This is a genomic window from Arthrobacter bambusae, from assembly GCF_022606295.1.
Taxonomy (GTDB): Bacteria; Actinomycetota; Actinomycetes; order Actinomycetales; family Micrococcaceae; genus Arthrobacter; species Arthrobacter bambusae_A.
Genome location: NZ_JAHHZS010000028.1, coordinates 42,771 through 54,569, shown reverse-complemented (window position 1 = coordinate 54,569; position 11,799 = coordinate 42,771). Strand labels below are relative to the sequence as shown.

General features: G+C 64.9%; 9 protein-coding genes, 1 pseudogene and 2 riboswitches. Of the genes and pseudogenes, 3 read left to right on the top strand and 7 right to left on the bottom strand.

Going from position 1 to position 11,799, the window contains the following annotated elements:
- A pseudogene (locus KNN17_RS17225) lies at positions 1 to 105 on the bottom strand (lipoyl synthase); the annotation flags it as partial.
- 49 nt (positions 106 to 154) lie between these two features.
- A riboswitch (glycine riboswitch) is annotated at positions 155 to 258 on the bottom strand.
- Between the two features lies 1 nt (position 259).
- Positions 260 to 359, bottom strand: a riboswitch (glycine riboswitch).
- An 86-nt stretch (positions 360 to 445) separates the two neighbouring features.
- Positions 446 to 1,369, bottom strand: coding sequence for a tRNA (guanosine(46)-N7)-methyltransferase TrmB (gene trmB / locus KNN17_RS17220; protein ID WP_241710168.1), 924 nt, complete (start codon positions 1,367 to 1,369; stop codon positions 446 to 448).
- A gap of 102 nt (positions 1,370 to 1,471) precedes the next feature.
- Here trmB and KNN17_RS17215 point away from each other — a divergent pair, with 102 nt between their 5' ends.
- Positions 1,472 to 2,767, top strand: coding sequence for an MFS transporter (locus KNN17_RS17215; protein WP_241710167.1), 1,296 nt, complete (start codon positions 1,472 to 1,474; stop codon positions 2,765 to 2,767).
- A 72-nt stretch (positions 2,768 to 2,839) separates the two neighbouring features.
- Here KNN17_RS17215 and KNN17_RS17210 read toward each other — a convergent pair whose 3' ends face one another.
- A complete protein-coding gene (locus KNN17_RS17210; RefSeq protein ID WP_241710166.1) occupies positions 2,840 to 4,132 on the bottom strand; it encodes an MFS transporter in 1,293 nt (430 codons plus the stop codon).
- Between the two features lie 27 nt (positions 4,133 to 4,159).
- Positions 4,160 to 5,380 carry a M20 metallopeptidase family protein gene (locus KNN17_RS17205; RefSeq protein ID WP_241710165.1) on the bottom strand — a complete coding sequence of 407 codons (1,221 nt, stop codon included), beginning with the start codon at positions 5,378 to 5,380 and terminating at the stop codon, positions 4,160 to 4,162.
- 143 nt (positions 5,381 to 5,523) lie between these two features.
- On the opposite strand from KNN17_RS17205, the gene KNN17_RS17200 reads away from it, so the two are divergent.
- On the top strand, positions 5,524 to 6,588 hold the full coding sequence (locus KNN17_RS17200; protein WP_241710164.1) for an Lrp/AsnC family transcriptional regulator: 1,065 nt from the start codon (positions 5,524 to 5,526) through the stop codon (positions 6,586 to 6,588).
- Here the strand turns inward: KNN17_RS17200 and KNN17_RS17195 are convergent.
- Together KNN17_RS17195 and KNN17_RS17190 are read right to left on the bottom strand one after the other, a co-directional pair.
- On the bottom strand, positions 6,585 to 7,736 hold the full coding sequence (locus KNN17_RS17195; protein WP_241710163.1) for an alkaline phosphatase family protein: 1,152 nt from the start codon (positions 7,734 to 7,736) through the stop codon (positions 6,585 to 6,587). The two genes, KNN17_RS17200 and KNN17_RS17195, sit on opposite strands and share 4 nt — an antisense overlap.
- On the bottom strand, positions 7,733 to 8,905 hold the full coding sequence (locus KNN17_RS17190; RefSeq protein ID WP_241710162.1) for an alkaline phosphatase family protein: 1,173 nt from the start codon (positions 8,903 to 8,905) through the stop codon (positions 7,733 to 7,735). Before KNN17_RS17190 ends, KNN17_RS17195 begins: the two co-directional genes overlap by 4 nt.
- 246 nt (positions 8,906 to 9,151) lie before the next feature.
- Between KNN17_RS17190 and KNN17_RS17185 the strand changes: the two genes are divergently transcribed.
- On the top strand, positions 9,152 to 10,666 hold the full coding sequence (locus tag KNN17_RS17185; protein ID WP_241710161.1) for an MFS transporter: 1,515 nt from the start codon (positions 9,152 to 9,154) through the stop codon (positions 10,664 to 10,666).
- Here KNN17_RS17185 and KNN17_RS17180 read toward each other — a convergent pair.
- Entirely contained in the window at positions 10,663 to 11,385 is a 723-nt protein-coding gene (locus KNN17_RS17180; protein WP_241710160.1) for an SAM-dependent methyltransferase, read from the bottom strand. The two genes, KNN17_RS17185 and KNN17_RS17180, sit on opposite strands and share 4 nt — an antisense overlap.
- Positions 11,386 to 11,799: the final 414 nt, after the last annotated feature.

The following is an 11,799-nucleotide window of genomic DNA, read 5'->3' as shown; positions in this document are numbered from 1 at the left end:
TATCTGGACCTTGGCCTTGATCCACTCGGGCTTGCGTTCGACCGGGACGGCTTTGTTGCGCTGTTCAACGCGCAGCAGCTTACGGCCTTCAGGTGCCAGGGTCATGAGGAACTCCAAAATTCAGGTGACGCTCACGCGCCACGATGAGTCGGTTCCTCCCCGCTCTGTATTGGACCTGAGAGTTTCCGCGTCTCCACCTCGTGGCTGGACGCTTGCACCGTCGGTGAGTCCGGTTGCCCGGACTGCTTTCCAGAGTTGCCTTGCCGCGGCGGTACATGGGCCTGAGAGATTCCTGGGGAGGATTTGCTCCTACGGCGCCTGCTGAAAATGTACCGGCAGGACTCTCCCGCCGCAGATCATAAGCACGTGTCGCCTTTCGGTGACACGTCTCACATGGTATCCGGTGCCTGTGCGGTGCGCAAAGAACCCAGGCGCGGTCGTGAAGCTAGATCCTGCGATAGCTGAGGTCGAAGATCATGCGTCCGGCCTCGTGGGCCTTGTTTTCGAAGCTGGTGCGGATGCGGCCATCGAAGCGTGGAGCCCACCCGCCCACGTGGTCCACTCCCTCGTTGGGGCCGGTGTGCTCGGTGCTGACCGGGGCGCGGCCTTCCTTGACAGGTGCCCCGCCCACCATGGATTCGACTCCGGATTCCCACACTTGGGTGAGGGGGCTCTCTTCGCCGGTGCGCTCGCCGTCGTGCAGGTTTTCAAACTCGGTGGAGCCGGCGAGGACCTCGCGGACGTGGATTGCGTAGTTGGACCAGTCGGTGGCGATCCGCCACAGGCCGCCCTTCTTGAGGGACCGTGCTGCGAGTTCAGCGAACGCCGGCTGGATGAGGCGGCGCTTGTGGTGCCGGGACTTGTGCCACGGATCCGGGAAAAAGACCCAGAGCTCGCTGACCGAGCCCTCGGGGAGCATGGTGGCCAGGACCTCGGGGGCGTTGGCCTCCACCACGCGTACGTTGCTGAGCCCGCGGCTGTTGATCTTGATCATCGTGTTGGCCAGGCCCGGGGTATAGACCTCCACGGCGAGGAAATCCTTGTCCGGGTTCTCCTCCGCGGCGTGGCATACGGCGTCGCCGAGTCCCGAACCGATTTCGACGATCAGCGGCGCCTTGCGCCCGAACTCCGCTTCGGCGTCGAACACGTAGTCCGGGTGCACTGAAGTGTTGGCAACGTGCCGCGGAACCTGGATGGCCCAGCGGTCCGAGTGCTCCTCCCACGCGGCCTGGCGGCGGCCCTGAAGCCGCGTCCCGCGGCGCACGAAACTGACCGGCCGGCCGCCGTACGTGCCGAAGGAGGCCTGGCTGCCGGGGGTCACGGGGCGCGCAGACTGCGGTGTTTCAGGGGTTTCTGGGGTTTCACTCATCTCCTCCAGAATACCGTTGCGGCACCAAACGCCCGCGGCGGACCCTGGGTGCGCTCCCGTCATGAGGCGCCCCGGTATGAGCATGACTGCCAGAATGGTTTGGTGACCCCCGCTTCAAGCGCCCCCAAGAACACTACGCCGCACCCCGGCGCCCGCGAGATCCTCGTCGACGCCGAGATCGACGAGCTTCCCGCGCCCGAGCCCACGCTGGTCAAGACGCGAGGCGGACTTGTCTTCCTGGGGATCTGCCTGGTGCTCATCGGCCTGAATCTGCGGACGGTTTTTTCGAGTTTTTCGGCAGTCCTTCCGGAAGTCACCGCCGACGCCGGGTTGCCGGGCTGGGCGGTGGTTGTCCTCACTACTGTGCCGGTGACATTGCTGGGTGTCTTCGCGCCGCTGGCGCCGATCCTGGCCCGCAGGTTCGGTGCCGAGAGGGTGTTGCTCGGCGCGATGGTAGTGCTCACAGCGGGACTGCTGATCCGTCCCGTGGATCTCGCCGGCGCCGGGCACTTGCCGGCACTCCTTGCCGGTACCGCGGCGTGCGGCGCCGCGATCGCGCTCTGCAACGTGCTGCTGCCCGGCGTGGTCAAGCGTGATTTCCCGCACCGGCTCGGGCTCATGGGCGGTCTGTATACGACGGCGATTTGCGCGTCAGCAGCGCTTGGCGCCGGTTTCACCTATCCCGTCTTCACGGCGACCGGAAACTGGACCTCGGCGCTGTGGTTCTGGGCGCTGCCCGCCGCCGTCGTACTCTTGCTTTTCCTCCCTCTGGCGATTCGCCAGCATCCCGTCCGCCACAACGCCGCCGACGGCGGTGCGAACGTCTGGCGTTCCGCCGTCGCCTGGCAAGTCACCATCTTCATGGTGTTGCAGGCGATGATGTCCTTCAGCGTGTTCGCCTGGTTGGCGCCGATCCTGCGTGACCGCGGGATCGACGGCGGGACGGCCGGCCTGATCGTGTCCGTGTCGATCGTGCTGCAGATGCTTGGTTCGTTCATCGCTCCGGGGCTCGCAGCCCGGTTCAAGGATCAGCGCGTCATCAACACCGTGGTTGCGCTGATGACCGGCGGCGGCTTCGCCTTGAGCATCTTCGGACCCACGGACCTGATTTGGGTGTGGACCGGACTGCTGGGCCTGGGGCAGGGGAGCCTCACGGCTGTGGCGTTGACCATGATCATGTTGCGGACCCGTGATTCGCATACCGCGGCGCACCTTTCCGGCATGATGCAGGGCGTCGGCTATGGCTTGGGCTCCACGGGAACCTTGATGGTCGGCCAGTTGCACCAAGCGACCGGTGGCTTCTCGGCGGCCGGCATCTTGTTCCTCGTGGTGGGTTCATTGGCTGCTTTCTTCGGTTTCCGTGCAGGACGCAACCGCTACGTCGGCCAACCCAACTGACTCGCAGTTGTTGTCGTTATGAGGGCTCAAAACGACATTACCTGCGAGCCAGTTGGGTTCAAGCGGGGGAGTTTAGTGTGTCAGGTCCTTGCCCTTGGTTTCCGGGATCATGAAGGCGAACGCGATGCCGATGGCCAAAAGGATCACGGCATAGACGTTGAACATGTTGGCCTGGCCGATGCTGCCGAGCCACGTCTGCAGGTACGGGGCCGTCCCGCCGAAGACCGCAACGCAGATGGAATACGGGACGCCGACACCCACGGTGCGGATCTTGGTCGGGAACAGCTCCGCGTACACGGCAGGGACAATCGAGGCGCTGCCGGCGATGAAGAACAACATGACAGACATCGAAACAGCCAGCTGCCACGGGGAGTCTTTGAGGAGCCAGGTCATCGGGAAGTGCAGCAACGCCGCCCCCGCGGAACTCACGATCAGCACGGGCTTGCGGCCGATGCGGTCGGACAGCTTGCCCCAGAACGGCAGCGACGCAATGAAAGCGATGTTGCCGATAACACCGGCCCACAAGGCTGCTCCACGATCCATCTTGAGCGAGCTGGCCGCGTAGCTCGGAGCCACGACGCCCCAGATGTAGTAGACAACGGTGAGGCCAACGGTCAGCCCGATCACCTGCAGGGCCTGCTTGCGGTACTTGACGATCTGCGGCCACATGGGCTCGCGCTTTTCCTTCGGCACCTCGGCTTCGAACGCCTCGGTCTCCTTCATCTTGGCCCGCATGACCAAGGCATAGATTCCCAAGGCACCGCCCACCAGGAACGGCACGCGCCAGCCCCAGGCGTTCATGTCCGCCTTGCTCAGCACCCCGGTCAGGATGGCACCCAGCAGGGTCCCGGCAAGGATGCCGGCGGTGCCGGACGTGTAGATGAGCGTTGCCCAGAAGCCCCGCTTTTCCTTGGGCGCCATTTCGGACAGGTACGTTTGCGACGACGGCAGCTCGCCACCGTGGGCGAGGCCCTGGATGAGGCGGGCCACCAGGAGCATCACGGAGGCGAAGGCTCCAACTGCCTGGAATGTCGGGGCGATACCGATCAGCAGGCTGCCGACAGCCGCGAGGCCTACCGCGAACGTCATGGACGTCTTGCGGCCGATCCTGTCGCCGATCCAGCCGAAGACGAAACCGCCGAACGGCCGGGCCACGAATCCGACGGCGAAGATCGCCAGGGTGGAGAGGACCGCGGACGTGGGGTCGGCACTGCTGAACAACGCGCTGGCGATGAAAGGCGAAAACGTGGCGTAGATTGCCCAGTCGTACCATTCGACGGCGTTACCGATGCCGGTGCCGATGAGGGTCCGCAGGTGGGACTTGTGAACCTGCACTGTGGCTGAAGCGCCTACGGTTGCGGTCATGTCTTGCTCCAAGGTCTTGGGTGGTGGTTAGTTGCCGGCGGCGAGGGTGGCGATGCGGGAGACCGCGAGCTCTGCGTAGAGCGCCGCGCCGTCGGATAGGACGCCGTCGTCGAACGTGGCGTAAGGGGAGTGGTTGAACGCTGAGGTGGTGTGGTCTACGCCCCGCGGCACGGCGCTGAGGCCCACGAAGGTTCCGGGAACTTCGGCCAGGACCCGGGAGAAATCTTCCGAGCCACTGATCGGCGTGGCCCAGCGGGAGAGCCGGGAACCGCCGAACATGTCCGAGATGACGTTCTCGGCGGTGTGGGTCTCGTCCTCGTCAGTGACGGTCATGGGGTATTCGCCGCGGTAGTCGACGTCCACCTCCAGGCCGTGCGCGGAGGCAATGCCCTTGAGCAGCTGCGGAATCGCAGTCATCATCCGCTCGCGGGAGGCTTCCGAGAACGTGCGGATGGTCGCTTCGAAACGAGCGGATTCGGGGATGACGTTGCGCTTGGTACCTGCCTGCAGGACGCCCACGGTCAGGACTACGGGATCGAACATGTTGAACTGCCGGGTGATCATGACCTGCAGCGCCGTAACCATTTCCGCGGCCGCCGTGACGGGGTCCTTGGCCGCATGCGGCGCCGAGCCGTGACCGCCGGCCCCGAGGACCGTGACGAAGAGCCCGTCCGAGGCGCTCATCATCACGCCAGGTTTGGTGCAGAACTGGCCATATGGCTCCAGGGAGGAGAAGACATGCATGCCGTAGGCGGCGTCAACGCGGCGGCCAGCGGCGTCCAGGACGCCTTCGCGGATCATGTGGCCCGCGCCGTCGAAGCCTTCTTCGCCCGGTTGGAACATCAGGACGACGTCGCCGGCCAGCTGATCGCGTCGCTCGGCCAGCAGGGTTGCGGCTCCGGCGAGCATGGAGGTGTGGAGGTCGTGGCCGCAGGCGTGCATGGCGCCGTCGATCTTCGAGGAGAACTCGACGCCGGTGCGCTCCTGGACAGGAAGGCCGTCCATGTCGGCGCGGAGCAACACTGCCGGCTTCCGGGCTGAAGCGTGTGCCGCGCCGCCGCGCAAGACCGCCGTGACCGACGTCGTGCTCTCGCCAAGCGTGATTTCGTACGGGAGTCCGTCGAGCGCCTTGAGCACCTTTTCCTGGGTGCGCGGGAGGTCCAGGCCGATTTCCGGTTCCTGGTGGAGCTCGTGACGGAACCGGGCGATTTCTCCCTGCATCTCGTTGGCGTCTGAGGCGATCGACATCTGTTCTCCTGTTTCCTGAACGTTTGGTAGGTATCCATAGCCATTGTGGAGTGACTAGCCTCACAATCTTCAAAAGCCATGAAAAAATTCAGGATCATGCCAGAATTAACAGGAATCGCGCATCGCATAGGAGAGGATCGCTGATGGAACTCAGTGAAGAGGACCTGCGGCTGATCAATGCCCTCCAGATCTCGCCGCGGATCAGTTGGTCCGACGCCGCTGAGGTCCTGGACGTCCACGCAACCACTTTGGCCTCCCGATGGGACCGCCTGCGCGAGTCCGGAGCGGCCTGGACCACGGCGCACCTCATGGGCGACCCCAAGCATGCCTGCCTCGCCCTGCTGGACGTGGACTGCGAAATGCACCTCAGGCCCGAGGTGACGGCCGCGCTCGCGGCGATTCCGGAAATCATCACGGTTGAGGAGGCGGCCAGTAACCGCGACCTCATGCTCACCGTCATTACCCAAGACCTGGGCGAATTCAGCACCCGGCTCTTGCCCCAGCTCAAGGAAATCCGGGGGCTCACCAAGTACCGGACCTCGCTCTGCACCCGGATCCACACGAGCGGCTATGCATGGCGGCTCAACGTCCTGAGCCGGGCGGAGCAGCAGGCGCTGCGCGCCCTCGCCGGGCCGGAAGCGCTCAATCCGTCGGCCCCCTACGCGCAGGTCACCCCGCTGCCGGAGAGCCATATGGCGCTCTTTCCCTTCCTCGCCCGGGACGGAAGGGCCTCCGCCGCGGAGATCGCACGTGCCCTCGGACGGCACCCTGCCACGGTGCAGCGGCAGCTCGGCCGCGTGCTCGCGAGCCGGATGCTGTCCTTCCGCTGCGAGATCGCCCAGCAATTCTCCGGCTATCCCATGACGTGCCAGTGGTTCGCGAATGTTCCAGCAGGCCAGCACGAAGCCGCGGCCGCAGAGCTACGGGCCGTCAGGAACGTCAGGTTCACCGCCTCCACCACCGGCAGCACCAACTTTGTGATCATCATGTGGCTGCGCTCGCTGGCCGAGGTCATGGAGATGGAACTCGCCATCCAGCAACGCATTCCCGGGATCGAACTCGTCGAAAGCGTCGTGATGCTGAGCACGGCCAAGCGGGTCGGCTGGATGCTGAACCCGGACTCGACGGCGACCGGCGCTGTCGTGCCGACCGGCGCTGTCGTGCCGACCGCCGCCGTCGTGCCGGCCACCGCTGCCAGCCTGGCCTAGAGGCCGGCGTTGTAGACGTCCAGTCCGAAGCGGTTCAGTCCGGGTGTGCCTGCATAGCCGAGGTAGGGGAGGCCGAAGGTGTCTTCAATGCTGGCCAGCAGGCTGTAGTGGTTGTAGGGCGTGGTGGACCACGTGCCGCCCTTGGTGAAGGGGGAGATAACCAAAGCGCCGACCCGGCCGCCGCCTTGTCCGACAATTCCGGGAAGCGGGGAGTTGGGTCCGGGGCCCTCGCCGCAGCATGCGGACGCGTCCGATTGGGGGCTGTCGGATTCGTCGAAGGTGATCACCAGGACACCGTCCTGGCGGAACGCGGGGGACGAGGTGATCATCGGAACGTACTGCTTCAGCCATGCATCCGCGCTGGTCAGGCCTCCGGGCTGTCCGTCCACACAGGGGGAGTCGTGTCCGTCGTGGCAAAGGTTCGGCGTGATCATGGAAAGGTTCGGCGTAGTCGCGACCGACGCAAGATCTGTGCTCAGGGCCCCGAGGTCTACATCGTTCTTCGCACAGTCCGGTGATCCCGTGATCCCCGCGAAGTAGACGAAGGGATTGTGTCGGGCGGCGTACTGGTCCCCGACCTTCGCCTTCTGGGTGTCATCGGCCGCGCCGAGGGCCGGGTGGCGGCACGGCGTGCCCATGTCCTCCATGTAGCCTTTCCAGGTCTTCCCGGCCGCCGTCAATTGGCCGGCCACGGTGGGCACGTCGGCAGGGAAGACGCAGCCATCTCCAACGGCTTGGCCGGGCGCTGCCGTTCCGGTCTTCACGAACGGAGAGTAGGTCTGGCAATCGGCCTGCATCTGCGGGTTGGGGCCTTGACCGGAAATCTGCGCAACGTAGTTCGGCTGCGAGTTATGTGCCGTGCCGAAGTACTGGTTCAGCAGGACGCCTTGGTTCCGCAGTGTGGTGGAAAGGTACGGCGCAGCCGAACCCGGTCCCCACGTCGTGTCGTACCCCTTGTTTTCGAGGTTGATCACGAACACGTGCTTCGCTCCCGGGAGATACCCGGAGCTCTGCGCGGTTTGGGGTTCGCTTGCCTGTGCTTCCGTCTGCTGCAATCCGAAGACGATGCAGGAGGCGCCCAGCAGGACAACGAGAAGCGCGGCGAATCCGAGCCGCATTTTGGAAATGGCGAAGTTTTTGAAGGTCATGGCAAGATCCATCCGTCCGCAAGTGCTTTCTGTTTCAAGCCGGTCCACTCTTCCTCCGCCGGCGGCCCGACCGGGGAGCATGCCGGTCCGGCGGCATAAGGCGGCACGAGGTACGTCGGGGCGGCCAGATTGGGTGCCGACTGGAAATCGAGCACTTCGGCGATATTGAGGGCGGCGTTGTCCCGCGGGGTCAGGGATTGAAGCCCCCAGCGCCACTCGATGGCCTTCAGGACTGAGGTGTGGTCGTACGTGTCATGTGCCACGTATTGCCTGCGGGCGCGTGGCGAAATGACCATGGACGGGACGCGGAAGCCGCGCTGGGCGGTATCCGGATTGCTGTCCGGTGCGGTTTGCGGTGGCACGTGGTCGTAGAACCCGCCCCATTCGTCGTAGTTGACCACCAGCATCGTGTTCGCCCAGTTGGGGCTCTTGGTCACGGCGTTGTAGACCTCCGCCAGGAAAAGCTCGCCGGAGCGGATGTCGGCGTGCGGGTGGTCGTCGCCGGAGGTTCCGCTGGACTCGTCCGTGAAGCGGGGATCCACGAAGGACACCGAGGGCAGCTTGCCGGAACTGCAGTCGCTGAGGAATTCGGCGTAGGGCCTGGAGATGCCGACGTACTTGGTTCCCCAGAGGGCGGTGAACGGAATGTCGCCGTAGTAGTACTTTCCCTGCACGCCGGCGGCCGCCAAGCGGTCCCAGATCGTGGGCATGGTGCTGGTGACGGTCGAGTTGTGGAGCCTGTCCGTGGCCGCGGAGTGCTGGTAGAAGCGGTTCGGATATGTTTCGGCGAGGGTGGCTGCGAAATAACGGTCGCAGACAGTCCAGTCGGGACCAGCTTGGCGCCAGAAATCGAGATCGCTCGAATCGTAGTATCCGACCGCGAATTCATCGTTCTCGCCTGCCCGCAACCAGCCATCGTTCTTGCCGTTGTTGAACTGGATCCGGCCGCCCTCGTAGGAATGGTCAGGGTCCGGATGCCCGCAGCCCTGGAAATCCGTCAGGTGGTGCGTTGTATGGGGGATCCCGTAGCGGTCAATGTAGCTCAGTCCGGCCTGTTTCCCATCCGCGCCAGGCATCCAGCCAAGGAAATGGTCGAACGAGCGGTTCTCCATCATCACCACAATGATGTGGTCGATCCCGGAAGCGCCGGGTGGGGGGAGGGTTGCCACGGTAGGCGCAGTCCTCACGGTGGCGCCGGTGGCAAGCGTCGCAGCCGTGGCAGATCCGGCAACTGATAGGAAATTGCGTCTTGTGAAGTTCACGCCAAGCAGTCGATCACGGAATGATTACGGGAACAACCGATAGTGGGCTATTTAGTACAGTGTTTGCCCAGAGTTAATTTCAGGTGAAACGTTAATCACTTGAATGGATTTTAATGGCTCCCCCAAACCCGCTTGGCCTTCTAGGCTGGGATGATGACAAGCCACGACGCAACAGCAGGCATACTGCAACGCCCTTATCTCCTGGCGACGGCGGGTGCCTGCGCGTTGGTCTTCCTGGCAGCTTTCGAATCCATGGCTGTCACCACCATCATGCCGCTCGTGAGCCGCGATCTGGACGGCGCCGGACTCTATGCGTTGGCGTTCGCGGGTCCGCTGGCCACGGGCGTGATCGGCATGGTGGCCGCAGGGAACTGGGCGGACCGGCGTGGTCCCGCCGCCCCGCTCTACGCATCCGTGGCGCTGTTCGCGGCTGGGCTGCTCATCGCCGGTACCGCGGTTTCCATGCCGATGCTCGTGGCCGGCAGGCTCGTCCAAGGCCTCGGCGGAGGCGCGATGACCGTGGCGCTGTATGTCGTGATCGCCCGGGTCTACCCAGCCAGGTTGCATGCCCAGGTCTTCGCTGCGTTCTCGGCGTCCTGGGTCATTCCCTCAATGATCGGTCCCTTCGCCGCAGGCGTGGTTGCGGAGTTGAGCAGCTGGCACTGGGTATTTCTCGGCGTCGTGGGCCTCGTGGTTCCGGCTTTGGCAATGATCCTTCCCGCCATGCGGGGCGTACGTTCCGCGCCGGACGCGCGGAAGACGGGCGCCCCGGACGCGGGCTCCCGGGACGCGGACGCGCGGGAAGGGGGCTCCCCAAAGGTGGCTTCCGGTGAGGCAAAGCCCGGACGTGCCGTCGTTCCCTGGGCGTTCGGCCGCATGGGGTGGGCCGCGCTCGCAGCCCTTGCCGTTCTCGGCCTGAACTTGTCCGGGCAGGTGCCCGGCGTCGGTTGGGTGATTGCCGCCGTCGCGCTCGTCACGGCCATGCTGGCAGTGCGGCCGCTGGTCCCGCGCGGCACCCTCGGTGCGCGCCGCGGACTGCCGAGCGTCATCCTCATGCGCGGAGTCGCCTCCGCAGCCTTCTTCGGCACCGAGGTTTACGTGCCGTACCTCCTCACCGAGCGATACTCGTTCGCCCCTGCATTTGCCGGACTCGCGCTGACCGGATCGGCGATCGCTTGGGCAGCGGCGTCCGCCGTCCAAGGCCGCATGGGTTCCCGGCTTGGCAATGCCTTGGCGGTCAAGATCGGGTCTGCGCTGGTGCTCGGTTCGGTGGTCATCGTCCTCGTGACCACGGTGTTTTCGTGGTCCGCAGCAGTGGCGATTGCTGGCTGGCTGTTCGCGGGCGCGGGGATGGGACTGATGTACCCGCGGCTGAGTGTCATGACCCTGGCCCTCTCCAAGCCCGAGGACCAAGGCTTCAACAGTTCTGCGATGTCCATTTCCGACTCCCTTGGTGGCGCCCTCTCGCTCGCCGTGACGGGACTCGTCTTCAGTGCCCTCACGACGACGGAGGGCTCCTTCGCGGGGGTGTTCGTCCTGACGTCGGCCATCGCCGTTGTCGGGCTCATCATTGCGCCGCGGGTCGCATCCCGCCGGCCTTTGGGTGCTGAACGCGCGGGGGACGCCGAGGCGCACAGCGCCGCCGAAGCGGACGACGTGCGGGCCTAGTCCTTCGCGCCCTGGCCCGTCCGGGTGGCGCGGAGCACGCTGTCGATGGTGGTGGCGTGTTGGCCCTCCGGGCCCGTCACCGCGCGTTCCCGGGAATCGGCAACGTTGATCCGCCACGAGCCCGGGCCGCTCGTGAGCGCGTCCACCACGTCCTCGGGCGTGAAGAACTTGTCCTTCATGTCCTTGTGCCCGCTCCACGGAGTCAGTCCATCCGGATGATGCCCGACAACCAGCAAGGCGCCGCCGGGAGCCACGGCCGCCGCGGCCGAGGCCAGAGAATCGCGCCACGGAAGGAGCGGTGAATGAAGGAACTGGGAGGACACGAGGTCGAAGCCCTCGTCGGGGTGCCACGAGCCGAAGTTCCGCTGCAGCCACGTGATCCGGTCAGGTAGCCCGACGTCGGCGGCATGGGCTTCTGCCCGTTCAAGAGCGACGGCGGAGACATCCACCGCTGTCACCGTCCACCCATGCTGGGCGAGCCAGATCGCGTCCGCGCCTTCTCCGCAGCCGAGATCCAGGGCGGTCCCGGGAGCCAGTCCCTTGGCTTCGGCGATCAACTGCGGATTGGGATTCCCGCTCCACCTCTTTGGCTTTTCCCGGTACACCTCGTCCCAGAACTGCGCCGGGTCGGCGTCGCGGTCAGGGTTGCTGTGAAGGTGGGCTCCGCTGTCGTGGATTTCGCCGTTCAGGTGGGTTCCGCCGTCGTGCTGGTGCGTCATGGCTCAAGCCTGCCCCGAGGTGCCCCCGCGAGGCAACGCCTGTCCCCACCCAACTGGCTCGCAGTTGTTGTCGTTATGAGCCGTCAAAACGACAACAACTGCGAGCCAGTTGGGGAACGAAGCCCGGGTGAAGGTGCCATGTGGGAGGGTCGGCTGTTCGCGGATGCTAGAATGGGTTTACTTGATGTGCAGTGATGCCCGCTTAGTCCCCGAATTTGGCTTGGTTCCAAACTTGGGAAGTGGGCTTTTTTCATGTGAGAGGCACATCCTGCGTCGATGAACGCGTTTTCTCTGGTCCCGGCCACGGCTTATTGCCTACCGGTCGATCACTGACTTTTTCCTCGGCGAACCCTTGGCCCAACCGGCGTCGGGGGACGATGTCCGTTGGACACCGCCAGAAAGACCTTTGAAACA